Source organism: Streptomyces lacaronensis, assembly GCF_047337785.1.
Taxonomy (GTDB): domain Bacteria; phylum Actinomycetota; class Actinomycetes; order Streptomycetales; family Streptomycetaceae; genus Streptomyces; species Streptomyces lycopersici.
Genome location: NZ_JBLHDK010000003.1, coordinates 5,280,206 through 5,304,112, shown reverse-complemented (window position 1 = coordinate 5,304,112; position 23,907 = coordinate 5,280,206). Strand labels below are relative to the sequence as shown.

The 23,907-nt window shown below is 70.8% G+C and carries 18 protein-coding genes; 9 read left to right on the top strand and 9 right to left on the bottom strand.

What is annotated here, in order from left to right:
* Positions 1 to 14 precede the first annotated feature (14 nt).
* The 4 genes from nuoL (at position 15) to ACMTAK_RS22665 (ending at position 6,081) form a co-directional block, all read left to right on the top strand.
* The gene (nuoL, locus tag ACMTAK_RS22680; RefSeq protein ID WP_413807901.1) at positions 15 to 1,955 is read left to right on the top strand and encodes an NADH-quinone oxidoreductase subunit L; all 1,941 of its coding nucleotides are present in this window, start codon (positions 15 to 17) and stop codon (positions 1,953 to 1,955) included.
* Between the two features lie 3 nt (positions 1,956 to 1,958).
* A complete protein-coding gene (locus ACMTAK_RS22675) occupies positions 1,959 to 3,638 on the top strand; it encodes an NADH-quinone oxidoreductase subunit M (protein ID WP_413807900.1) in 1,680 nt (559 codons plus the stop codon).
* Positions 3,635 to 5,287: an NADH-quinone oxidoreductase subunit NuoN gene (gene nuoN, locus ACMTAK_RS22670; protein ID WP_413807899.1), complete on the top strand. Its 1,653-nt coding sequence runs from the start codon at positions 3,635 to 3,637 to the stop codon at positions 5,285 to 5,287. Before ACMTAK_RS22675 ends, nuoN begins: the two co-directional genes overlap by 4 nt.
* A gap of 443 nt (positions 5,288 to 5,730) precedes the next feature.
* The gene (locus tag ACMTAK_RS22665) at positions 5,731 to 6,081 is read left to right on the top strand and encodes a hypothetical protein (RefSeq protein ID WP_413807898.1); all 351 of its coding nucleotides are present in this window, start codon (positions 5,731 to 5,733) and stop codon (positions 6,079 to 6,081) included.
* 12 nt (positions 6,082 to 6,093) lie between these two features.
* On the opposite strand, the gene ACMTAK_RS22660 is transcribed toward ACMTAK_RS22665, so the two are convergent.
* Positions 6,094 to 7,122, bottom strand: a complete 1,029-nt coding sequence (locus ACMTAK_RS22660; RefSeq protein ID WP_413807897.1) for an ArsR/SmtB family transcription factor — start codon at positions 7,120 to 7,122, stop codon at positions 6,094 to 6,096.
* Positions 7,123 to 7,210: 88 nt separating this feature from the next.
* Between ACMTAK_RS22660 and ACMTAK_RS22655 the strand changes: the two genes are divergently transcribed.
* Positions 7,211 to 8,467 (top strand): MFS transporter, encoded by a 1,257-nt coding sequence (locus ACMTAK_RS22655; RefSeq protein ID WP_413807896.1) that lies wholly within the window; start codon positions 7,211 to 7,213, stop codon positions 8,465 to 8,467.
* A gap of 128 nt (positions 8,468 to 8,595) precedes the next feature.
* Here the strand turns inward: ACMTAK_RS22655 and ACMTAK_RS22650 are convergent, their stop codons facing one another.
* Positions 8,596 to 9,093, bottom strand: a complete 498-nt coding sequence (locus ACMTAK_RS22650) for a hypothetical protein (protein ID WP_413807895.1) — start codon at positions 9,091 to 9,093, stop codon at positions 8,596 to 8,598.
* 60 nt (positions 9,094 to 9,153) lie between these two features.
* Positions 9,154 to 10,404, bottom strand: coding sequence for a fumarylacetoacetase (gene fahA / locus ACMTAK_RS22645; protein ID WP_413807894.1), 1,251 nt, complete (start codon positions 10,402 to 10,404; stop codon positions 9,154 to 9,156).
* 405 nt (positions 10,405 to 10,809) lie between these two features.
* On the opposite strand from fahA, the gene ACMTAK_RS22640 reads away from it, so the two are divergent.
* From ACMTAK_RS22640 to ACMTAK_RS22625, 4 genes are all read left to right on the top strand, one after another.
* Positions 10,810 to 11,820, top strand: coding sequence for a polyprenyl synthetase family protein (locus tag ACMTAK_RS22640; protein ID WP_413807893.1), 1,011 nt, complete (start codon positions 10,810 to 10,812; stop codon positions 11,818 to 11,820).
* A gap of 243 nt (positions 11,821 to 12,063) precedes the next feature.
* Positions 12,064 to 13,299 carry a LolA family protein gene (locus tag ACMTAK_RS22635; RefSeq protein ID WP_413807892.1) on the top strand — a complete coding sequence of 412 codons (1,236 nt, stop codon included), beginning with the start codon at positions 12,064 to 12,066 and terminating at the stop codon, positions 13,297 to 13,299.
* 72 nt (positions 13,300 to 13,371) lie between these two features.
* Entirely contained in the window at positions 13,372 to 14,355 is a 984-nt protein-coding gene (locus ACMTAK_RS22630; protein ID WP_413102674.1) for an ABC transporter ATP-binding protein, read from the top strand.
* Positions 14,342 to 15,289, top strand: coding sequence for an ABC transporter permease (locus tag ACMTAK_RS22625; protein ID WP_413807891.1), 948 nt, complete (start codon positions 14,342 to 14,344; stop codon positions 15,287 to 15,289). Before ACMTAK_RS22630 ends, ACMTAK_RS22625 begins: the two co-directional genes overlap by 14 nt.
* A gap of 78 nt (positions 15,290 to 15,367) precedes the next feature.
* Here the strand turns inward: ACMTAK_RS22625 and ACMTAK_RS22620 are convergent, their stop codons facing one another.
* The 6 genes from ACMTAK_RS22620 to ACMTAK_RS22595 all read right to left on the bottom strand — a co-directional run bounded on the left by ACMTAK_RS22620 (position 15,368) and on the right by ACMTAK_RS22595 (position 23,765).
* A complete protein-coding gene (locus tag ACMTAK_RS22620; RefSeq protein WP_413807890.1) occupies positions 15,368 to 16,309 on the bottom strand; it encodes a M28 family metallopeptidase in 942 nt (313 codons plus the stop codon).
* A gap of 195 nt (positions 16,310 to 16,504) precedes the next feature.
* Positions 16,505 to 17,521, bottom strand: a complete 1,017-nt coding sequence (gene rarD, locus ACMTAK_RS22615) for an EamA family transporter RarD (RefSeq protein WP_413807889.1) — start codon at positions 17,519 to 17,521, stop codon at positions 16,505 to 16,507.
* Positions 17,522 to 17,659: 138 nt separating this feature from the next.
* Entirely contained in the window at positions 17,660 to 18,517 is an 858-nt protein-coding gene (locus ACMTAK_RS22610; RefSeq protein ID WP_413807888.1) for an SDR family oxidoreductase, read from the bottom strand.
* A gap of 89 nt (positions 18,518 to 18,606) precedes the next feature.
* The gene (locus ACMTAK_RS22605) at positions 18,607 to 20,631 is read right to left on the bottom strand and encodes an APC family permease (RefSeq protein WP_413807887.1); all 2,025 of its coding nucleotides are present in this window, start codon (positions 20,629 to 20,631) and stop codon (positions 18,607 to 18,609) included.
* Positions 20,632 to 20,737: 106 nt separating this feature from the next.
* The gene (locus ACMTAK_RS22600) at positions 20,738 to 21,820 is read right to left on the bottom strand and encodes a 2-oxoacid:ferredoxin oxidoreductase subunit beta (protein ID WP_413807886.1); all 1,083 of its coding nucleotides are present in this window, start codon (positions 21,818 to 21,820) and stop codon (positions 20,738 to 20,740) included.
* Positions 21,813 to 23,765, bottom strand: a complete 1,953-nt coding sequence (locus ACMTAK_RS22595) for a 2-oxoacid:acceptor oxidoreductase subunit alpha (RefSeq protein ID WP_413807885.1) — start codon at positions 23,763 to 23,765, stop codon at positions 21,813 to 21,815. The genes ACMTAK_RS22600 and ACMTAK_RS22595 overlap by 8 nt, the downstream gene beginning before the upstream one ends.
* Positions 23,766 to 23,907 lie beyond the last annotated feature (142 nt).

Below are 23,907 nucleotides of genomic sequence, written 5' to 3'. Positions count from 1 at the left end.
GGGGTCGCGTTCAAGTGGAGAACCTCATCGGATTGCTTGTCGCGGTCCCGCTGCTCGGCGCGGCCCTGCTGCTGTGCGGAGGGCGGCGGCTGGACGGCAAGGGCCACTACATCGGCACCGTGCTCGCCGCCGCCTCCTTCGTCATCGGCGCGGTGCTCTTCGCCGACATGCTCGGCCGCGGCGAGCACGACCGGGCCCTGCACAGCAAGGTCTTCAGCTGGATCCCGGTGGGCGGCTTCCGCGCGGACGTCGCCTTCCAGCTCGACCAGCTGTCCATGACCTTCGTCCTGCTGATCACCGGTGTGGGCACGCTGATCCACATCTACTCGATCGGCTATATGGAGCACGACGAGCGCCGCCGCCGCTTCTTCGGCTATCTCAATCTCTTCCTCGCGGCGATGCTGCTGCTCGTCCTCGCCGACAACTACCTGCTGCTGTACGTCGGCTGGGAGGGCGTCGGCCTCGCCTCGTACCTGCTCATCGGCTTCTGGCAGCACAAGCCCAGCGCGGCCACGGCGGCGAAGAAGGCGTTCATCGTCAACCGCGTCGGCGACGTCGGCCTGTCGATCGCGATCATGCTGATGTTCACGACCTTCGGGACCTTCACCTTCGCCCCGGTGCTGACCGACGCGGGTGACGCGGGCGAGGGCAAGCTCACCGCGATCGGGCTGATGCTGCTGCTCGCGGCCTGCGGCAAGTCGGCCCAGGTGCCGCTCCAGTCCTGGCTCGGGGACGCGATGGAGGGCCCGACCCCGGTCTCGGCCCTGATCCACGCGGCGACCATGGTGACCGCGGGCGTGTATCTGATCACCCGCTCCGGCGCGATCTTCAACGCCGCGCCGGACGCCCAGGCCGCGGTGGTCGCGGTCGGCGCGGTCACGCTCCTGTTCGGTGCGATCGTCGGTTGCGCCAAGGACGACATCAAGAAGGCCCTGGCCGGGTCCACCATGTCGCAGATCGGCTATATGATCCTGGCCGCCGGGCTCGGCCCGATCGGCTATGTCTTCGCGATCATGCACCTGGTGACCCACGGCTTCTTCAAGGCGGGGCTCTTCCTCGGGGCCGGTTCGGTCATGCACGCCATGAACGACGAGGTCGACATGCGCAAGTACGGCGGCCTGCGAAAGTACATGCCGATCACCTTCATCACCTTCGGGCTCGGCTATCTCGCGATCATCGGCTTCCCCGGGCTGTCCGGCTTCTGGTCCAAGGACAAGATCATCGAGGCGGCGTTCGCCAAGGGCGGCACCGAGGGCTGGATCCTCGGCGGCGCGGCCCTGCTGGGCGCGGCCATCACCGCGTACTACATGACGCGGGTGATGCTCCTGACCTTCTTCGGCGAGAAGCGCTGGGGCACCACGCCCTCGCCCGAGGAGCCCAGCGCCGAGCCCGCCGCCGAGTCGGCCGGGGCGCACGCCGAGCCGCATCCGCACGAGTCGCCCTCGTCCATGACCATCCCCATGATCGTCCTGGCCGTGGGATCGGTCTTCGCGGGCGGGCTGTTCAGCGTGAACGACGCGTTCCTGAAGTGGCTGGAGCCGGTCACCGGCCACAGCCACGGCGACTCCCCGCTCAGCGCCGCGGCGGTCACCGCCGGGACGATGGTGGTGCTGGTGATCGGTGTCGCCCTCGCCTGGGCGCAGTACGGACGCCGGCCGGTGCCGCGGACCGCCCCCCGCGGATCGCTGCTCACCCGGGCCGCCCGGCGCGATCTGCTCCAGGACGACTTCAACCATGTCGCGCTCGTCAAACCAGGCCAGTATCTGACCCGCGGTCTGGTCTACGTCGACCACAAGCTGGTCGACGGGGTGGTCAACGGCACCGCGGCCTCCGTCGGCGGGCTCTCCGGCCGGCTGCGAAAGCTGCAGAACGGCTATGCCCGTACGTACGCGGTCTCGATGTTCGGCGGTACGGCGGTGCTCATCGCCGCGACCCTGCTGATGAGGGCGGTCTGAGTCATGTCATTTCCCCTGCTGACGGCCATGGCCGTGGTACCCGCGCTCGGCGCGGTGGCCACCGCCGCCGTGCCCGCCGCCCAGCGCGCCGCCGCCAAGTGGGTGGCGCTGGGCTTCTCCCTGGTCACCCTCGCCCTCGCGGCGATCGTGCTGGTCCGCTTCGACCCCGGCGGCGCCCGCTTCCAGCTCACCGAGTCCCACGCCTGGATCAAGGACTTCGGCGTCCGCTACGAACTGGGCGTGGACGGGATCGCGGTCGCGCTGATCGCGCTCACCGCCGTGCTCATCCCCTTCATCATCCTGGCGGGCTGGCATGACGCCGATCCGCTGGAAGGCGCCCGCCCCAACCGCCGCTGGCGGCCCACCCAGGGCTTCTTCGCGCTGATCCTGATGGTCGAGGCGATGGTGGTGATCTCCTTCGAGGCCACCGACGTCTTCCTCTTCTACATCTTCTTCGAGGCCATGCTGATCCCGATGTACTTCCTCATCGGGGGCTTCGGGGACCGCGCCGGGGGCCGCTCCGAGGAGGAGACGGCCACTCAGCGCTCGTACGCCGCGGTGAAGTTCCTGCTCTACAACCTGGCGGGCGGGCTGATCATGCTCGCCGCGGTGGTCGGTCTGTACGCGGTCACCGCCGATCAGCTCGGCACCGGCACCTTCTCGCTCCAGGAGATCGTCCAGGCGCGGGCGGGCGGCCATCTGGACATGGCGACCAGCACCGAGCGGCTGCTCTTCCTCGGCTTCTTCTTCGCCTTCGCGGTGAAGGCGCCGCTGTGGCCGCTGCACACCTGGCTGCCCAACGCGATGGGGGAGTCCACCGCCCCCGTCGCCGTGCTGATCACCGCGGTGGTCGACAAGGTCGGCACCTTCGCGATGCTCCGCTTCTGCCTCCAGCTCTTCCCGGAGGCCAGCAAGTGGGCCACCCCGGCGATCATGATCCTGGCGCTCATCAGCATCATCTACGGAGCGCTGCTGGCGATCGGCCAGCGGGACATCAAGCGGCTGATCGCCTATGCCTCGATCTCCCACTTCGGCTTCATCATCCTGGGCATCTTCGCGATGACCACCCAGGGCCAGGGCGGCGCCACCCTCTACATGGTCAACCACGGCGTCTCCACGGCCGCGCTGATGCTGGTGGCCGGGTTCCTGATCACCCGGCGCGGTTCGCGGCTCATCGCCGACTACGGCGGGGTGCAGAAGGTCGCCCCGGTGCTCGCCGGCACCTTCCTGATTGGCGGGCTCGCCACCCTCTCGCTGCCCGGGCTCGCGCCGTTCATCAGCGAATTCCTGGTGCTGGTCGGCACGTTCAGCCGCTACCCGGCGTTCGGCGTGATCGCGACCGTCGGAATAGTGCTGGCGGCGCTCTACGTCCTGATCCTCTACCAACGCACCATGACCGGTCCGGTGAAGGCCGAGGTGCGGTCCATGCCCGATCTGCGGGTGCGTGAGCTGGTCGTCGTGGCCCCGCTCATCGCGCTGCTGATCTTCCTCGGGGTCTATCCGAAGCCGCTGGCCGACATCGTCAACCCGGCGGTCGACCACACGATGTCCGTGGTGGACAAGAAGGATCCCAAGCCCGATCACCCCGTGACCGATGCGGGCTGGTTCAGCTACAGCCCGATGCCCGAGGGCGCCAACCACGGCGGTGCCCCCCACGACGGTGCTTCCGGAGGTGCCAAGTGACCCACGCGGCCACTGTCCACAGCCTGTGGACAACAGCGGCGGCGGCGCCCGACAAGATCCCGTCGCCCGATATCGAGTACGGGCAGCTGTCGCCCACGCTGATCGTGCTGGGCGCCGCGATCGTCGGCGTCCTGATCGAGGCGCTCCTTCCGCGCCGCCAGCGGTACGTGGCGCAGCTTTTCGTCTCGGTGGTCGCCCTGGCCGCGGCCTTCGCCGCCGTGATCGGCCTCGCCGCCGGTGACTACGGCACCAGCAAGGCCCGTGTCGCGGCCATGGGCGCGATCGCGGTCGACGGACCGGCGCTCTTCCTGCAAGGGACCATTCTCCTGGTGGCGCTGGTGGCGGTGTTCACCTTCGCCGAGCGGCGGCTGGATCCGGTGGTGCACGGCAACCGCGTCGACTCCTTCGCGGCCCAGGCCGCCGCCGTGCCCGGCGGCGACGCCGAAAAGGCCGCGGTCAAGGCGGGGTTCACCACCACCGAGGTCTTTCCGCTGGTCCTCTTCGCGGTCGGCGGCATGCTGGTCTTCCCGTCCGCCAACGATCTGCTGACGCTCTTCGTGGCGCTGGAGGTCTTCTCCCTGCCGCTGTACATCCTGTGCGCGCTGGCCCGGCGCCATCGCGCGCTGTCGCAGGAGGCCGCGGTCAAGTACTTCCTGCTGGGCGCCTTCTCCTCGGCGTTCCTGCTCTTCGGCATCGCCCTGCTGTACGGCTACGCGGGCACGGTCGCCTACTCCGGGATCGCGGACGTCGTCGACGGCCAGGTCAGGAACGTCACCCCGGCGCTCGCCGGGACCATGGGCAATGACGCGCTGCTGCTGATCGGCGGGGCGATGGTGCTGATGGGGCTGCTGTTCAAGATCGGCGCCGTGCCGTTCCACATGTGGACCCCCGACGTCTACCAGGGCGCCCCCACCCCGGTGACCGGCTTCATGGCGGCGGCCACCAAGGTCGCGGCCTTCGGCGCGCTGCTGCGGCTGCTGTACGTGGTGCTGCCGGGACTGCGCTGGGACTGGCGGCCGGTGATGTGGGGCGTCGCCATCGTCACCATGCTGGGCGGCGCGATCGTGGCCATCACCCAGACCGATGTGAAGCGGCTGCTGGCGTACTCCTCGATCGCCCACGCCGGGTTCATCCTGGCCGGTGTCATCGCCACCACGCCCGACGGCATCTCCTCCGTCCTCTTCTACCTCGCCGCGTACTCCTTCGTGACCCTCGGCGCCTTCGCGGTGGTCACCCTGGTGCGGGACGCGGGCGGCGAGGCCACCCACCTGTCCAAGTGGGCCGGACTCGGCCGCCGTTCGCCCCTGGTGGCCGCCGTCTTCGCGGTCTTCCTGCTGGCCTTCGCCGGTATCCCGCTGACCAGCGGCTTCGCCGGGAAGTTCGCGGTCTTCAAGGCGGCGGCCGACGGTGGGGCGGGCGCGCTGGTGGTGGTCGGTGTGATCTCCTCGGCGGTCGCCGCGTTCTTCTATATCCGGGTGATCGTGCTGATGTTCTTCAGCGAGCCGCGCACGGACGGCCCGTCCGTGGCCGTGCCGAGCCCGCTGACCTCGTCGGCCATCGCGATCGGCGTGGCGGTCACGCTCGTCCTGGGCGTCGCCCCGCAGTACTTCCTGGACCTCGCGAGCCAGGCGGGCGTCTTCGTCCGCTAGCCATTCCCACCCCGCCCCTTCTCGTACCAGGGGGCTCCCTGGCCCCCGGCCGGGCACGGCCACCGAGACGGTGCCCGTGCCCGGCCGGAGTCATTCCCCGCCCCTTCCCGGACGCAGGGGCGCGTAGGTCCCGGTGTGGGAGGCGCAATTACAGCCCCTCCGGCGATTGAGGAGCGGGGTCCGGGGCGGAGCCCCGGCGGGGGCCCGGGGGCGGAGCCCCCCCTGAAAACGGGGTCTGGGGGGCGGCGCCCACAGTTTCGGGAAGGGGCGGGATGGGGGCAGCCCGCCGCAGGCGCGACCCTGGGCCGCCGCCTTGGCCGCGTCGGCACGGACATCCGCGTCCGGATCGGAGCGGACCGAGAACAGGGCCTCCCGACCCGGACCCCCGGCTCCCGCTCCGCCAGCGGCCGCAGCGCCGGCACCGCCGCCTTACGGACGTCAGCGTGCGCGTCGCCCAGCGCACGGGCCAACGCCGGGCCGCCGAGCCCCGGCCCGGCGGCGGACGGCGCCGTCGCCGCCCCCTTCCGCACCTGCCAGGCGGCATTGCCCAGCGCCGCCACCGTCTCGGCGTCCAGCGGCGCCGGGCACCCCGCCGAGGCCAGGGCCTCCAGGGCGGTGGCCCGGACAAGGACGTCCGGGCCACCCCCGTGGGTTTCGTCGCGGCCTCCGGGGCGGCGGTCGCGGCCTCCGGGACGGCGGCCTCGATGGCCGGGCCCATGTCCCACGCGCGGCCGGGTCCGCGGTTGGCGGGGGTCCTCACCTCCAGCTCCGCGGCGGCCGGTTCGGTGAGGTGATGAGAACGAAGATCAGGGGCAAACCAGACACGGTCCGGCGGGGGCCCGCGATCTATCAGACCTACTCATCTGGTCTCCGGCCAGCTGGTCGCCGAGTTCAGTGCGACGGTAGACCACGCGGCGGCCGACTCGTGTACCGACTACCAGTTCCGCCTCCCGTAACACGGCCAGGTGACCGCCGATCGTGCCGAGCGACTGACCCAGTTGCGCGGCGAGTTCGCTGCTGGTCGCCGGGCGTTCCAGTTCACGCAGAATCGTGGCGCGGCCTGGGCCGAGCAAGCGGGCGAGCGCGCGGGCGGGGCGGCCCGGGCCGGCCGTCTCACCGGCACCGCGTGCCGGATAGACGAGTGCGTATGGGCCTGACGGCCCCTTGCACAGCCAGCTGCCGCGTTGTTTGGTGACCGGGACGAAGAGCATGCCGTCGGCGCCGACGATGCGGTCCGGCCCCGGGCGGTCGCTGAAGCGGATCGCGTCCGCGCCGACCCAGGCGCTGCGACGGCTCATCTGCTGCAGGGCCCGCGGCCAACCGTACGCAGCGAGTAGACCCGCACGGTAGGTGACGTCGCGTTCGAGCAGCGTCCGGCGCCGCGGCCATTCGTCGGCGAGGTGGTCACGCCAGACGTCGCGGAATAGTTCGGCCGTGCGGGTCGACCAGTCGCGCCCGGAGAGCCAGGCCAGGTTGTGGTCCTTCCAGCTGTGAGCCACCGCCTTCTCCAAGCCGTGTCGCACCGTCTCGTCCGGTATCAGTACGACCTCGGCGAGTTCGGACTCCAGCGTAGTGCCCATGCCCCCGATCGGCGGCAGCGTGAGGTGGTCAGGGAGGTACTTCGTCGAGCCGATGAGCCGGACCAGGCCCTTGGCGAAGGGGTCCGCGTTCAGCCGGGCACGGAACACCGCCTGATGGCGGCCGTGCCAGGCGGACAGCCACGGGTCCGTACAGGGCCGGCTGAGGACGATCATCGAGCCCAGCGTCTCCGCGAGCGGCGACAGGGCGAAGCGTGATCGCGACAAGGCCATCGAGTCCAAGCGCAGCAGCACCATCCGTCCATCGGCCCTTTCCCCATGGCTCTTCTTTCGCCCTCTGCCGAAACGATAGTGTCCGCCCGCACCGGTCCCGCAGACTCCAGCGGTGCTTCCTCCCCTTCTGCGGCAGACAGACTTCCGCTGGTTCTTCACCGGACAGCTTGTGTCGCTGCTCGGCAGCTCGATGGCGCCCGTCGCGCTGTCCCTCGCGGTGCTCAACGCGTCGGGCCGGGCCGGCGACCTCGGTGCGGTGCTGGCCGCGCGCATGGTGCCGCTGCTCGTCTTCCTCCTCATCGGGGGCGCCACCGCCGACCGCCTGCCGCGGCGGACCGTCCTGGTAGCCGCCAGCCTCGGCTCCGCGCTCACCCAGGGCTGTGTCGCCGCGGTCCTGCTGACCGGTCACTACTCACTGCCCGTGGTGGCCGGGTTGGAGTTCCTCAACGGGGTGCTCGCCGCATTCACCACGCCCGCGCTGCGCGGACTGGTCCCGGAGCTGGTCGCCAAGGGCGAACTCCGGCAGGCCAACTCGCTGCTGGCCTCCGTGCGCAACGGCACCAAGGTCTTCGGGCCGAGCATCTCAGGACTGCTGGTTGTCGCGGTCGGCGGCGGACCGGCCATCGGCTTCGACGCGCTGACGTACCTGCTGGCTGCCGGCTGCCTCGCCCGGCTCCCGGCCGCCGTGGGGACCACCATCCCTGCGGCACGCCGGGTCACGCTCCGGCGCGACCTGCGCGAGGGATGGGCGCGGTTCCGAGGAACCGGCTGGGTCTGGTCCGTCACCCTCTCCTTCTGCGTGATCAACCTCGTGCAGACCGGTACGTGGCAGGTCCTCGGCCCGGAACTCACCAAGCAGCTCAGCGGCGAGGCGACGTGGGGCTTCCTGCTCAGCGCCCGAGGAGCCGGCATGCTGCTGATGAGCACGTTGATCTATCGGCTCGCGGTCCGGCACCTGCTCCGCGCCGGTCTGCTCGCCTGCGCCCTCGGCGCTCTCCCGCTTCTCGCAATCGGCGCGCAGTTGCGTGAGCCCTGGCTGATCACCGCCGCTTTCCTGGCCGGGCTCGGTACCTCGCTGACGGGGACCGCCTGGGACACCTCCATGCAGGAGCACATCCCATCCCACGTCCTCTCCCGCGTCGCGGCCTACAACGATCTGCTCTCCTACATCTCCAATCCCATCGGCCAGCTCTCTGTCGGCCCGCTCGCGCACGCCTTCGGTGGCTTCGACGTGGCGACCTGCGCCGCCCTCTGCTACGCGGCCGCGGCCCTGCTCCCCCTGGCCTATCCGTCCGTCCGCCGCCTGCCACACGCCCAGACCGAGGTGCCGACGGAGGCACGGGCCGAAGGGCAGGCGGAGGCGCGGTGAGACGGCTCGCCGGGCTTCTGCCTGCGGTTTCGTGTCCGCGGCGGCAAGATCTGCCACGGTGCGCGACGGGCCCCCGGCGCGCCTGCGCGCCAGGGGCCCGGGTGCCGGAGGGGGTCCGGCGCCGTGGTTCAGCCGGTCGGGAGGTCGGTCGGCACATCGGTCGGAAGGCCGGAGGGCAGCGACGTCGGCAGGCCCGAGGGGAGGTCGCCGGGCGATGTCGCCTTGATGAACGTGTCGTTCTTGGCGAGCGCGTCCCAGTCGACCGTGAGAGTCTTGCCGTCCGCGCTCGCGGTGACCTTGCCCGCGCTGCGGTCGGTGTTTCCGTCGGCGCACTTGAGCATGAGCATCTTCCCGCCCATGTCGGCGTACTCGCCGTTGCAGATGTGCTTGTCGGCCATCAGGACGGCCTTCTTGCCGCTGATGGACAGGATGACGGCCCCCTCACCGGCCTTCGCCACATAGGTGCCGGAGACCTTCGTGTCCGCGCCCCCCTCCGCCGGGGCGCTCGACGCGGAGGAGGGGTCCTTGGATGTGTCCTTCTTGTCGTCGCCACCGTCGCTGCCGCATGCGGTCAGCAGCAGGGCGGCCGCCGCCGCCGTGCCGGCGATGCTCACTGCCTTCTTCACGTGCTTCTCCTCGATCGTCCGGGATCGTCAGGGCAGGAGCACGACAAATTAGCAGCCGCGTCAGGGCGCGGCCGGGACCACCTGGCCGGTCACCTCGCCCAGGCCGATACGGGTCCCCTGCGGGCCCGGCGCCCAGGCCGTGACGGTCACCTCGTCGCCGTCCTCCAGGAAGGTGCGGGCGCCGTCGGGGAGCCGCAGGGGGTCGCGGCCGCCCCAGGTGAGTTCGAGGAGACAGCCGAGCTCGTCCGGGCGCGGACCGCTGACCGTTCCGGAGGCGAAGAGGTCGCCGGTGCGCAGCGAGGCGCCGTTCACCGTCAGATGGGCGAGCTGCTGGGCCGCGGTCCAGTACATGGCGGAGAAGGGCGGGCGGGAGATCGGGTGGCCGTTGAGCGCGACCTCCAGGCGCAGATCGAGCCCGCCGGGCTCGGCGGCGCTGTCGTCCAGGTAGGGGAGGGGCGGGACGTCGCGGGCGGGAGGGCCGGTACGGGCCGCGACGAGGGCGTCCAGCGGGGTGACCCACGCGGCGAGCGAGGTGGCGAAGGACTTGCCGAGGAAGGGGCCGAGCGGGCGGTACTCCCACGCCTGGATGTCGCGCGCGGACCAGTCGTTGAGCAGACAGACGCCGAAGACGTGGTCGTGGAACCCGGAGAGCGGCACCGGTGTATTCACAGTGGAAGGGGCGCCGACGACGAAGGCCACCTCCGCTTCGAAGTCGAGGCGCAGGGAGGGGCCGAAGACCGGAGTGGGGGAGGAAGCGTGTGGTGCGGAGGTATCGGCCGGGGGCAGATGCTGGCCCTGCGGGCGGACGATGGGCGTGCCCGAGACGAGGATGGTGCCGGCCCGGCCGTGGTAGCCGATCGGCATGTGCTTCCAGTTGGGGGTGAGCGCATCGCCGTCGGGGCGGAAGATCCTGCCCGTGTTGGTGGCGTGGTGCTCGCTCGCATAGAAGTCGGCGTAGTCGGCCACCTCGAAGGGGAGATGGAGCGCCACGGTGGGGAGGGGATGCATCAGGGGCTCGATGGTCGAGCGGTGCGCGGGGTCGGTGAGCCAGTCGAGCACCTCGGCGCGCACGGCCTGCCAGACCGGGCGGCCGGCGGCCATCAGCGGGTTGAGGGTGTCGGCGCCCAGCGGCTCGGCGTGCGGGGAGGCGGTGGCGGCCGCGGCGGCGCCCACGTCCAGCACATGGTTTCCGTAGCGCACCCCGATTTTCCGCAGCTGAGGAGCGTGCGGCGCGGTGAAGACGCCATAGGGGAGGTTGTGCGGGCCGAAGGGGTCGCCTTCGGGCAGGTCCAGCGGGGATCGCTGCGGCATCGGGGCTGCCTCGCCTTCTCCTCGTCACTGTGGGACGCAGCACACCCTAAGGCGCGGGGAGCGCGGGGAAGGCCCAGGGCAATGCGGGTGGCCGGGGCAGCGCCGGAGGGCCTGCACCGGCCGGTGACCGGCCCCGCTCGACGGCCGGTCCGGCGGACCGTCCGGCGGCCCGGCCGGGCGGATGGAAGAGGTCCGGTCGGGCGGACGGGTGGGGTCCGGGGCATGAATGATCTGCTGCGATCGCGGTACTGCGATGTGAAGCGGTCGGTTCGGGAGAGAACGGTGAGAGGCGCACAAGGCGGGAAGGCGCCCACAGTGATTGATACCCGACCGGATACGCTGCCTGTTGGTGGAGGCAGCGACACATCGACATTCGCGTCATTCGTAGGCAGACAGGAGTACCCCGTGAGCTTCGTCGGGCCCTTGGGGTTGAGCGTGCGGGACCGGACTCTGGAAGCCGACACCCAGGCGGGGCTGACGGCGGTCGAAGAGGGCCTGCTGGAGGCCACCAAAAGCGATGTCCCCTTCATCACGGAGGCCGCCCAGCATCTGGTGCGGGCCGGAGGGAAGCGGTTCCGGCCCCTGCTGGTGCTGCTGGCCGCGCAGTTCGGTGACCCCCACGCGCCAGGAGTGGTGCCCTCGGCGGTGGTCGTCGAGCTCACCCATCTGGCGACGCTGTACCACGACGATGTGATGGACGAGGCGGAGGTGCGGCGCGGCGTCTCCAGCGCCAACGCCCGCTGGGGCAACTCGGTGGCGGTCCTCACCGGCGACTTCCTCTTCGCCCGCGCCTCGCACATCCTGGCCGACCTCGGCCCCGAGGCGGTGCGGATCCAGGCCGAGGCGTTCGAGCGGCTGGTCACCGGCCAGATCCTGGAGACGGCGGGCCCCCGCGACGGCCGTGACCCGGTCGAGCACTACCTGGATGTGCTCGCCGGCAAGACGGGCTCCCTGATCGCCGTCTCCGGCCGGTTCGGCGCGATGATGTCGGGCGCCGACGAGAGCATCATCAGCATCCTCACCCAGTACGGCGAGCGGCTCGGCATGGCCTTCCAGCTCGCCGACGACGTACTGGACATCGCCAGCGACAGCCATGAGTCCGGTAAGACCCCCGGCACCGATCTGCGCGAGGGCGTGGCCACCCTGCCCGTGCTGTATGCGCGGGAGCAGGCCGAGGCGACCGGTTCGGCCGAGGACCGCGGGCTGTGCGCGCTGCTCGCGGGCGATCTCACCGATGACGCGCGCCATGCCGAGGTGCTGCGGCGGCTGCGTGCCCATCCGGCGCTGGAGCGGGCCCGCCGGGTCACGGTCCGCTATGCGGCGGAGGCCCGTTCGATGCTGGCGCCGCTGCCCGAGGGCCCGGCGAAGGCGGCCCTCGAGGGGCTGTGCGACGCGGTGGTCCACCGGGCCGGGTGACCCCCCGCCCGGCGCCCGTTCCACCCCGATCCGCCGCTGACCCCGGGGAGACTGCCCCTGACTCCCGGTGGAGCGGTGTCATACCCGAGCAGTACGCCGAGGTGATCCTGCGGGCTGACGCGCCACGTCGAACGATTTGGTGGGATGAAAAGACCACCACATGGCGGGATCGGGTGACAATGGCCCGAGAGGTGGACGAGTGCAAGCTGACGAACCGCCGCCGACGACGGAGGTAGAGCACACATGGCACGGATCCGACCGACACAGGTCGCCGACGACGGCTTCTGGGATGAAGAGCGGCCATCACGAGGGAAGAAGGCCGCCCGGTACGCCGCTCCGGTAGCCGTCGCGGGCATCGCGGCGGCGACCATAGGACTGGTCCCGGCGCTCGCCAGCACCGGCGACCCCGATCTGCCGAAGATCTCGGCGCAAGAGCTCATCAGCAAGATGGCGGCATCGGACGCCCAGCAGATGTCCGGGTCGGTGAAGATCACCACCGATCTGGGCATCCCCTCGCTCCCCGGCGGTGGCTCCATCGCCGACCTCAGCGGGGCGCGGGGCGGTGACGCGTCCGCCGCGCCCGAGTCCAAGCTGATGGAGCTGATCTCCGGCAGCCACACCCTGCGGGTGGCCGCCGACGGCCCCGACAAGCAGCGGGTGTCGATCGTCGAGAACGCCGCCGAGTACAGCATGATCCACAACGGCGACGACGTCTGGGCGTACGACAGCGGGAGCAACTCCGCCTACCACGCCACCGCCCCGAAGGACGCGAAGGCCAAGGGCGACCACCGGCAGGAGGTGCCGGAGGACCTGCGGGACGCCACGCCCCAGGAGCTGGCCAAGACGGTGCTCTCCTCCGTGGACGACACCACCGATGTGACCGTCGACGGCACCTCCCGGGTCGCCGGGCGGGACGCCTACGACCTGCTGATCAAGCCCAAGCAGAACAGCGACTCCACGATCGGGTCCGTCCGCATCGCGGTGGACGCGGACAACGGTGTCCCGCTGAAGTTCACGCTCTCCCCGAAGAGCGGCGGCAAGGCGATCGTCGACGTGGGCTTCACCAAGGTGGACTTCGGCAAGCCCAAGGCGAGCACCTTCGACTTCACGCCGCCCAAGGGCGCCAAGGTCACCGAGGAGCCCAAGGCCGACCGCAAGCACGCTCCGAAGGACTTCGGTGGCAAGGACTTCAAGGACGCCCAGGGCGCCCTGTCCGGGCTGAAGGTCGTCGGCGAGGGCTGGGACTCGGTTGCCCGGCTCGACACCCCCGGCGGCGCCGCTGCACCCGGCGGCGACAGCGGCCCGGGCGCTGCCTCCGGCCTCCTCGGCGGCTTCGGCAAGGAGGTCAAGGGGAAGTTCGGCTCGGGCACCGTGGTCAGTACCCGGCTGGTGAACGCGCTGCTCACCGACGACGGCAAGGTGTTCGTCGGCGCGGTCGACAAGGACGCCCTGGTCAAGGCCGCCAACGCGGCCAAGTGAGCCCACTGGGCGCATAGGGCGCGCTGACGGACGACGTAGGGCGCGGATACGACGGAGAACGAAGGGGAGCCCGTGGAGCAGCGGTCCACCGAGGGGGACGACGCCGCGGTGGAGACCCGCGGGCTCACCAAGCGCTACCGGGGCGGACAGCTCGCGGTCGACGCGCTGGATCTGTCCGTGCCGCGGGGCAGTGTCTTCGGCTTCCTCGGGCCCAATGGCTCGGGGAAGACGACGACCATCCGCATGCTCATGGGCCTGATCGAGCCCACCTCGGGCAGGGCCAGGCTGCTCGGCGAGCCGATGCCGCGCGCCGCCCGGAGCGTGCTGCCCAGGGTGGGCGCCCTCATCGAGGGCCCCGCCCTGTACCCCTTTCTGACCGGCCGCGACAATCTGCTGCGCTACGACGCGGCCGACCCCACCGCCGACCCCCGCACCCGCGCACCCCGCGTGGCGGCCGCCCTGGACCGGGTCGGGCTGGCCGCCGCGGCCGGGAAGAAGGCCCGCGCGTACTCGCTCGGCATGAAGCAGCGCCTGGGCCTGGCCGCCGCGTTGCTCCAGCCGCGAGAGCTGCTGGTGCTGGACGAGCCGACCAACGGCCTCGATCCGCAGGGCATGCGCGAGATCCGCGCCCTGGTGCGCGAGCTGGCCGAGGAGGGCACCACCGTCTTCCTCTCCTCCCATCTCCTCGATGAGATCGAACAGGTGTGCACGCACGCCGCCGTGATGGCCCAGGGCCGTCTGATCACCCAGGGCACGGTGGCCGAGCTGGCGGCGGGCAGCCGCGGCCGGCTGGCCGTCACCACCCCGGACCCGGTGGACGCGGTCCGGGTGCTCAAGGAGCACGGGGTGACGGATCTGGTGGTCCTGGACGAGCGCGTCTCCGGCGAGCTGCCGGTGCCCGGCCCCGGCGTGGAAGACGCACCGCTGGAGCTGGCCGATCTCAACGCCGCCCTGGTACGCGCCGGGGTGCGGGTCCGGGCCTTCGGGGCCGAACGCGCCTCGCTCGAGGACGCCTTTGTCGCGCTGACCGGGGAGGGCTTCGATGTCGCGGGCTGACGAAACGAGGATGGCCGATGCTGGCGTACCAGAGACGGCCCACACTGGCGTACCGGCCGACAGGGCCGCGAACCCGCCACGCCCGAGCCCCCTGTGGGCCCTGGCGCTCTTCCGTTCCGAGCTGACCACCACCCTCCGCCGCTGGCGGACCCTGGCCCTGCTCGGGGTGCTCGCGCTGATCCCGATCCTCATCGGCGTCGCGGTGAAGATCGAGACGAGCGACGGTGGCAGTTTCGGCGGCGGCCGTGGGGAAGAGGGGGTGGGCCCCGCCTTCTTCCCCCAGATCACCAACAACGGGATCTTCCTGGTCTTCGCGTCACTGGCGGCGACGCTGCCGGTCTTCCTGCCGATGGTGATCGGTGTGATCGCCGGTGACGCCATCGCCGGTGAGGCGGGCTCCGGGACGCTGCGCTATCTGCTGGTCGCTCCCGCCGGGCGGACCCGTCTGCTGCTGGCCAAATTCACCACCACCATGGCCTTCTGCCTGATCGCGACGCTGGTGGTGGCCCTCTCGAGCCTGGTGACGGGGGCGCTGCTGTTCCCGCTCGGCGATGTCACGCTGATCTCGGGCATCACCGTCTCGTTCGAGGAGGCGCTGCTCCGGGCGCTCGGCGTGGCCGCCCTGGTGGCCCTGTCGCTGGTGGGGATCGCCACGGTGGGGCTGTTCATCTCCACCCTCACCAACAGCGGGATCGCGGCCATGGCCACGACCGTGGGACTGGTGGTCACCGCGCAGATCCTCGACACCATCCCGCAACTGCACGCGATCCACCCGTACCTCTTCCCGCACTACTGGCTCAGCTTCGCCGATCTCCTCCGTGAGCCGGTCTACTGGGACGAGCTGGTCAAGAATCTGGGCTTGCAGGGGCTGTACGTGGCCGTGTTCGGCTCGGCGGCCTGGGCCCGGTTCACCGCGAAGGACATCACGGCCTGAGTGGCTTGGGCGACCTGGGCGACCTGGGCGGCCGGAGCCGGTGGAGCCGAACACGGCAGCACAGCACATCATCCGGGATCAGGCGCCGCCGAGCGTCCAGACCGCGTAGGCGATGGCGTCGCTGTTGCGGTCCAGGGCGGTGTCGTCGATGTTGCTCGAGGTGTCGCAGGAGCGGTGGTAGCAGCGGTCGAACGCCTGACCGGAGGTGCCGCCCCACTTCTGGGCCTGGGCGGCGGTCTTGATGTAGTCGGCGCCGCTGAAGAGGCCGCCCACCGGGATGCCCTTGTTCTTGAACGGCGCGTGGTCGGAGCGGCCGTCGCCCTCGGTCTCGATCTCGGTGGGCACGCCCTTGGCGGAGAAGAACGCCTTGAAGACCGACTCGATCCCGGGGTCGTCGTCGTACACGAAGTAGCCGGGGTTGGGCGAGCCGATCATGTCGAAGTTGAGATAGCCGTCGATCTTCGCCCGTTCGGACGACGGCAGGTTGTTGATGTAGTAGGTCGAGCCGACCATCCCCCGCTCCTCGGCGCCCCACCAGGCGAACCGCAGATGTTTGGTGGGCTTCGCGCCCTGGCGGGCCACGGTGAGCGCGGTCTCCAGGATCCCGGCGGAGCCCGAGCCGTTGTCGTTGATCCCGGGGCCCGCGGTGACGGAGTCGAGGTGGGCGCCGGAGAACACCACGTTGTTGGTGTCGCCGCCGGGCCAGTCGGCGATGAGGTTGTAGCCGGTGGCACCGCCGGAGGTGAACTGCTGCACGGTGGTGGTGTATCCGGCGGCGTCCAGCTTGCCCTTGATGTAGTCGAGCGACGCCTTGTAGCCGGGGCGGCCATGGGCGCGGTTGCCGCCGTTGGCGGTGGCGATGGACTGCAACTGGGTCAGATGGGCCTTCACATTGGCCACGGAGATGTCGGGCGCCGCGAGGGCGGTACGGGCGTCCGCCGTGTGCCGTGCCGATGCGGCGGCGGAGGTGGCGGGGGCGGCCGAGACCAGGGCGGCGACCGCCGTACCGGCGGCGGCCATGGCGGCCGTACGCCGTATCAGGGATCTTCGGGGGCGGGTTTGCGCGCAGGAGGACATAGGGGGCTCCGGTTCCGAACGTGGACAGGACGGAATGACGTGACGCTGTGTGGTGCACGTGCCCGTGGGGCGGTGGAGCGGTGAACGTGCTGATGCTCCGGGCGCGGCTGACTCCGCGTCAAGGGCGGAAACCGGACATCACCCGCCGGATATCGGTCCCGGCCGGAGATCGGACACCGCGGCGTCCGGAACCACATCGGCCTCCACTGTCGCCGACAGCGCCCCCGCCCGCGCGGCGGCGTCGGCCAGCGCCCGCCGCGCCCGCCGGGCGGTGCGCAGCGCGTCCCAGGTCAGCAGCGCGAGTGCGAGCCAGACGAGGGCGAAGCCCGCCCACCGTTCGGGTGGCATCGACTCGTGGAAGACGGCGAGCCCGAGGATGAACTGGAAGGTCGGCGCCACGTACTGGAGCATCCCGATCGTCGACAGCGGCAGCCGCACCGCCGACGCCCCGAAGCAGATCAACGGCAGCGCCGTGACGAAGCCGCAGCTCGCCAGCAGCGCGGCGTGCCCGGCGCCCTCGCTCGCGAACGTGGCTCCGCCGTGCGCCCCGAGCCAGATCAGGAAGCCGAGCGCGGGCAGGAACTGTACGGCGGTCTCGGCGGCCAGCGACTCCAGCCCGTCGAGACCGACCCGCTTCTTGGCCAGCCCGTATGTCGCGAAGCTGAAGGCGAGGGTGAGCGCGATCCACGGCGGCTTGCCGTAGCCCACCGTCAGCACGGCCACGGCCAGCACTCCGACGCCGACCGCCGCCCACTGCGCGGGCCGCAGCCGCTCACGCAGCAGCAGCACCCCGAAGGCGATGCTGACCAGCGGATTGATGAAGTATCCGAGCGCGGTCTCCACCACATGCCCGCTGTTGACGCCCCAGATGTACAGACCCCAGTTGACCGAGATCACGGTCGCGGCGAGCGCGATCATACCCAGCCGCCGGGGCTGCCGCAGCAGCGGCCGTATCCAGCTCCAGCGGCGCAGCACCAGCAGCACCAGACCGACGGCCGCCAGGGACCACACCATCCGGTGGGCGAGGATCTCCATCGCCGCGGCGGGCTCCAGCAGCGGCCAGAAGAGCGGCACCAGACCCCAGATGCCGTACGCCGCGAAGCCGTAGAGGAGACCGGCGCGATCGACGCGGTCCTGCTGGTTCTGCGGCGTCACGGCACCCTCCCCGACGGCATGACGAACCCCCCGGCGGGCCCGTTCCGAGGGTCCGAAGGTAGCGCTGGTGAGGCCCGCCTGTCATTCCCGTATCGGAATACGGTGATGACAGGCGGGCCGCGGTGCGTACGGGGCGGGTCAACCCTTCAGCGCGGCCGCCACCGAGTCCGCGATGGGCGTGGTCGGACGGCCTATGAGCCGGGACAGCTCACCCGGGGTGGCGTCCAGCCGGCCGCGCCCGATGGCCGCCTCGACATCGGAGAGGATCACGGCGAGCGGCTCGGGGACGCCCGCGCCGGTGAGGATGGACTGGTACTCGGTGGGGGAGACGGCGCCGTAGACGATCTCCTTGCCGGACTGCCGGGCGACCACCTCGGCGTACTCGGCGAAGCCCCAGGCGGTGTCGCCGGACAGCTCATACGCCTTGCCCTCGTGGCCCTCACCGGTCAGGACGGCGACGGCGGCCGCCGCGTAGTCGGCGCGCGCGGCGGAGGCGACCCGGCCCTCGCCCGCGGCGCCCACCACGGCGCCGTGCTCCAGGACGGTGGCGAGGTTCTCGGTGTAGTTCTCGTTGTACCAGCCGTTGCGCAGCAGCACGTACGGCAGACCGGAGTCGGTGATCGCCTGCTCGGTGACCTTGTGCTCATCGGCCAGGGAGAAGTCGGCGTCGGGGCCGCCCAGGACGCTGGTGTAGGCGAGCAGCGCGACACCGGCCTCCTTGGCGGCGTCGATCACGGCCTGGTGCTGCGGCACCCGCTGCCCGACCTCGCTGCCGGAGATCAGCAGCACCTTGTCCCCGGCGGCGAAGGCGCCGGAGAGCGTCTCGGGCCGGTTGTAGTCGGCCACATGCAGCCGCACCCCGCGGTCGGCGAGGTCGGCGGCCTTCGCGGTGTCGCGCACGACCGCGGTGATCCGCTCGGCGGGAACCTTCTCCAGCAGCCCTTCGACGACGAGGCGGCCGAGGTGGCCGGTGGCTCCGGTGACGACGATGCTCATATGCGTGACTCTCCTGGTTCGGTATCGGCACACCCACCCTAAGGGAAGCGCTAACCAAAGGAAAGGTACTTCCGGTTAAGTAAGTATGTTCATTCGGGGCCGGGCCGTTCCCGGGGCCCCGGCTCCCCGGTGTCCCTCTCCCCGGGCCCCCGCTCCCCGGCCTCCCGCTCCCGTGCCGCGAGGCTGACGGCGAACGGCAGGATCGTCACCGCGACGCCCGGCAGCCGCTCCAGCGCCTTGGCCAGCGACTCCGCCGTGCCCCGGTGCAGCAGCTTGCCCAGCGGGGAGGCGTAGGTGCGGCGCGGCACCAGCAGGGTCAGCGCGGTCCACCCGTCCTCGGTGGTACGGGCCGCCAGCTCCATCACCGCGTGGCGCAGCCGCCGGTCCGGGCACTCCACGACCTCCAGCGGCACCGTCACCCCCGCCGTGGCCTCCCACCGCGCCATCAGCCGCCGGGCGTGGGTCTCGTCCACCATGAAGTGCACCGCGCGGACCTCGTCGGGCCGCAGCTCATGCGCGTACCGCAGCGCCTTGACCGTCGCGAGGTCGATGCTGTCCGCCAGGACGAAGACCACATGGCGCCGCCAGCGCGGGACGTCGTTCCCGGGGCGCTCCACCGCCTCCAGGGCGGCCGCCTCCGCGCGGTACTCGCGGTTGATCCGGATCAGCGCCCAGACCCCGAGCGGGAAGACCACCACGACCAGCCAGGCGCCCTCGGTGAACTTGGTGATCCCGAAGATCAGCACCACGGCGGCGGAGACCACCGCGGTGATGAGGTTCACCACGACCTTCCATGTCCGCCCCGGCTCCCGGCGCCGCAGGTGATAGGCCGTCATCCCGGACCCGGCCATGGTGAAGGCGGTGAACACCCCGATCGCGTACAGCGCCACCAGCCGGTCCACATTGGCCTCGGTGACCACCAGCAGCGCCAGCGCCACCACGGCCAGCGACACGATCCCGTTGGAGAAGGCCAGCCGGTGGCCGCGCCGGGTCAGCTGCCGGGGCAGAAAGCGGTCCTCGGCCACGAAGCTGGCCAGGAACGGAAAGCCGGTGAAGGGCGTGTTGGCGCCCGTGTAGAGGATGAGCGCGGTCGCCAGCTGGACGAACGCCAGCCCCAGGGCGCCCAGCACCCCGCCGCCGAAGACCAGATGGGCCTCCTGCGCGAGGACGGTCGGGGTGCCGTCCCGGTACGGGATGGCGTGGGTGAAGTGGGCCAGGGCGGAGACCCCGAGGACCAGTGTGCCCAGGACGCAGCTCATCGTGACCAGCGTGCGGCGGGCGTTGCGGCCCTTGGGGTCGCGGAAGACCGAGACGCTGTTGGAGATCGCCTCCAGACCGGTCAGCGAGGAGCCGCCGTTGGCGAACGAGCGCAACACGATGAAGAGCGAGGCGCCGTAGAGCCAGCCGTCGCCCGCGGTGCCGAGGTGCACGGCTCCGGTGGCGTGCACATCGGCGTGCGGCAGCGTCCCGGTGAGTCCCCGGACCACGCCGACCACCAGCATCAGTCCGACGGCGAGGATGAACAGGTAGGCGGGCACCATGAAGACCCGCCCGGCCTCCCGCAGTCCGCGCAGATTCCCGTAGGCGAGGATCAGGATCACCAGGGCGCTGAGGGGCAGTTGGAGATGGTCGATACCGGTCCAGGTGCCGCCGACGAGATGGGCGAAAGAGATGATCGCGTTGGTGCCCGCCGAGACCTGGACCGCGACGGTGACGATGTAGTCCACCAGCAGCGCCACGGACGCGATCTGGGCGACGTCCGGGCCGAAGCTCTCCCGCGCCACCACATACGAGCCGCCCGCCCGGGTGTAGATCATCACCACATCGCTGTAGCAGAGCGTGACCAGCAGCAGCACCAGCAGGATCGCCCCGGTCACCGGGAGGATCATGGTGAACGCCGCGACCCCGATGACCGGCACCAGCACCCGCAGCATCTCCTCGCTGCCGTACGCCGTCGAGGAGATGCAGTCGGAGGCCAGCACGCCCAGCGCGGCCGGGTTGCTCAGCTTCTCTCGCCGGATCCGCTCGGTGACCAGGGGCGGGCCGAGCAGCAGCCGCTTGAGGCGGTAGCCGGGGCGGTCGGGCGGCTGGAGCGGGGCGGCGGTGTCGGCCATGGGCATAGGAGAGCGGGTGCCCGGCCGGGGCGTGGTCAGACGCTCCGGCCGGGCACCCGCCTGTGCCCATATGTACGAACGCGCTCGGTGGGCGCGCTGTACGGGGTCAGCCCACGACGGTCCAGGTGTCGCCGCCCGCGAGCAGCGCGCCGAGGTCGCCCTTGCCCTTGAGCTCCACGGCGTTGTCGAGCTGGTCGGACATCTGGGTGTCGTAGACCGGGCGCTCCACATCGCGCAGCACCCCGATGGGGGTGTGGTGGAGGGTGTCGGCGTCGGCGAGCCGGGTCAGCGCGAACGCCGTGGTGGGCGAGGCCGCGTGGGCGTCGTGCACCAGCACCTGGTGCTCGTTCTCGGCGGTGACGGTGACCACTTCGAGGTCGCCGGTGCGCTGGTTGCGGACGACGCCCTTGGACTGGTCGGTGCCGAAGCGGATCGGCTGCCCGTGCTCCAGCCGGATCACGGCCTCCTGGGCCTGGTCCTTGTCCTTCAGGGCCTCGAAGGCCCCGTCGTTGAAGATGTTGCAGTTCTGGTAGATCTCCACCAGCGCGGTGCCCGGATGGGCCGCCGCCTGCCGCAGCACCTCGGTCAGGTGCTTGCGGTCGGAGTCGACGGTGCGGGCCACGAAGCCCGCCTCGGCGCCGAGCGCGAGCGACAGCGGGTTGAACGGCGCGTCCAGGGAGCCCATCGGGGTCGACTTGGTGATCTTGCCGACCTCGGAGGTGGGGCTGTACTGCCCCTTGGTCAGGCCGTAGATGCGGTTGTTGAAGAGCAGGATCTTCAAGTTCACATTGCGGCGCAGCGCGTGGATCAGGTGGTTGCCGCCGATCGACAGCGCGTCGCCGTCACCGGTGACGACCCACACCGACAGATCGCGGCGGGAGGCGGCCAGGCCGGTGGCGATGGCCGGGGCGCGGCCGTGGATGGAGTGCATCCCGTAGGTGTTCATGTAGTACGGGAAACGCGAGGAGCAGCCGATGCCGGAGACGAAGACGATGTTCTCCTTCGCCAGGCCCAGTTCGGGCATGAAGCCCTGGACGGCGGCGAGGATCGCGTAGTCACCGCAGCCGGGGCACCAGCGGACCTCCTGGTCGGACTTGAAGTCCTTCATCGTCTGCTTGGTGTCGCTCTTGGGAACCAGGGAGAGCGCGTGCCGAGCCGATGCCGCGCCCTCGGCGATGGTGTCAGTCATCGATGGCCTCCTTGAGGGCGGTGGCGAGCTGTTCGGCCTTGAAGGGCAGTCCGCGGACCTGGGTGAACGAGCGGGTGTCGACCAGATAGCGGGCGCGCAGCAGCGTCGCCAGCTGGCCCAGGTTCATCTCCGGCACCACGACCTTCTCGTAACCCTCCAGCACCTTGCCGAGGTTGGCCGGGAAGGGGTTGAGATGGCGCAGATGGGCCTGGGCGATCCGGTCGCCCGCCGTGCGGATACGGCGCACCGCCGCGGTGATCGGGCCGTAGGTGGAACCCCACCCCAGGACCAGGGTGCGGGCGTCGCCGGTCGGGTCGTCCACCTCGATGTCCGGCACCGCGATGCCGTCCACCTTGGCCTGGCGGATGCGGACCATGTGGTCGTGGTTGGCCGGGTCGTAGGAGATGTTCCCCGTGCCGTCCTGCTTCTCGATGCCGCCGATCCGGTGCTCAAGACCGGGCGTTCCGGGCACGGCCCAGGGGCGGGCCAGGGTCTCCGGGTCGCGCTTGTACGGCCAGAAGACCTCGGTGCCGTCGGCGAGGACGTGGTTGGGGCCGGCCGCGAACTGGACGCGCAGATCGGGCAGCTCGCCGACGTCCGGCACCCGCCAGGGCTCCGAGCCGTTGGCCAGATAGCCGTCCGACAGCAGGAACACCGGGGTGCGGTAGGCCAGGGCGATCCGGGCGGCGTCGAGCGCGGCGTCGAAGCAGTCGGCCGGGGTCTTCGGGGCCACGATCGGCACCGGGGCCTCGCCGTTGCGCCCGTACATGGCCTGGAGCAGGTCCGCCTGCTCGGTCTTGGTGGGCAGCCCGGTGGAGGGGCCGCCGCGCTGGATGTCGATCACCAGCAGCGGCAGCTCCAGCGACACCGCGAGCCCGATGGTCTCCGACTTCAGCGCCACACCGGGGCCGGAGGTGGTGGTCACGGCGAGGGAGCCGCCGAAGGCGGCGCCCAGCGCGGCGCCGATCCCGGCGATCTCGTCCTCGGCCTGGAAGCTGCGCACACCGAAGTTCTTGTGCTTGGACAGCTCATGCAGGATGTCCGAGGCCGGGGTGATCGGGTACGACCCCAGGAACAGCGGCAGATCCGCCTGGCGGGAGGCCGCGATCAGCCCGTACGACAGCGCCAGGTTTCCGGAGATGTTCCGGTAGGTGCCGGTGGGGAACGCGGTGGTGGCCGGGGCGACCTCGTAGGAGACGGCGAAGTCCTCGGTGGTCTCGCCGAAGTTCCAGCCCGCCCGGAAGGCGGCCACGTTCGCCTCGGCGATCTGCGGCTTCTTGGCGAACTTCTGGCGCAGGAACTTCTCGGTGTTCTCGGTCGGCCGGTGGTACATCCACGACAGCAGCCCGAGCGCGAACATGTTCTTGCTGCGCTCGGCCTCCTTGCGGGACAGCCCGAATTCCTTCAGCGCCTCGATGGTCAGCGTGGTGAGCGGCACCGGATGGACGCGATAGCCGTCCAGCGAGCCGTCCTCCAGAGGGCTTTGGTCATAGCCGACCTTGGCCATGGGGCGCTTGGTGAACTCGTCGGTGTTGACGATGATTTCCGCCCCGCGCGGCACATCGGGGAGGTTGGCCTTCAGCGCGGCCGGGTTCATCGCCACCAGCACGTTCGGCGCGTCACCTGGTGTGAGGATGTCGTGATCGGCGAAGTGGAGCTGGAAGCTCGACACTCCGGGCAGCGTGCCGGCGGGGGCGCGGATCTCCGCCGGGAAGTTCGGCAGGGTCGACAGGTCGTTTCCGAACGACGCCGTCTCCGAGGTGAACCGGTCACCCGTGAGCTGCATACCGTCACCGGAGTCCCCCGCGAACCGGATGATCACCCGGTCCAGACGGCGGACCTCCTTGCCACCGTCTGCTGATCGCTGTCCCCCGGCGGGCGTCTGCCCGCCCTGCTGATCGGCTGGTTCGGCCTGCTCGGCCGGGCTGCTGACCTGGCTGGTCACTGCTTCGGACCTCCCTTGAGGCGGCGCTCCTGGACAGTCGGTGCCGACCGGTTGTTGTCCCACGACCATCGTACGTCGGTAAGGGTGGCCTTCCTTGGCCGGATCACATGGTGGACGCCGAAAGAAGAACCATATATGTCCT

Coding starts and splice junctions, on each gene's coding strand:
- fahA (WP_413807894.1), bottom strand. CDS start 10,404: ATGCCGCAGCGATCCCCGCTGGACCTGCCCGAAGGCGACCCCTTCGGC.
- ACMTAK_RS22610 (WP_413807888.1), bottom strand. CDS start 18,517: ATGAGCATCGTCGTCACCGGAGCCACCGGCCACCTCGGCCGCCTCGTC.
- ACMTAK_RS22605 (WP_413807887.1), bottom strand. CDS start 20,631: ATGGCCGACACCGCCGCCCCGCTCCAGCCGCCCGACCGCCCCGGCTAC.
- ACMTAK_RS22600 (WP_413807886.1), bottom strand. CDS start 21,820: ATGACTGACACCATCGCCGAGGGCGCGGCATCGGCTCGGCACGCGCTC.
- ACMTAK_RS22625 (WP_413807891.1), top strand. CDS start 14,342: ATGTCGCGGGCTGACGAAACGAGGATGGCCGATGCTGGCGTACCAGAG.
- ACMTAK_RS22660 (WP_413807897.1), bottom strand. CDS start 7,122: ATGGTGCTGCTGCGCTTGGACTCGATGGCCTTGTCGCGATCACGCTTC.
- ACMTAK_RS22635 (WP_413807892.1), top strand. CDS start 12,064: ATGGCACGGATCCGACCGACACAGGTCGCCGACGACGGCTTCTGGGAT.
- ACMTAK_RS22620 (WP_413807890.1), bottom strand. CDS start 16,309: ATGGCCGCCGCCGGTACGGCGGTCGCCGCCCTGGTCTCGGCCGCCCCC.
- ACMTAK_RS22675 (WP_413807900.1), top strand. CDS start 1,959: ATGTCATTTCCCCTGCTGACGGCCATGGCCGTGGTACCCGCGCTCGGC.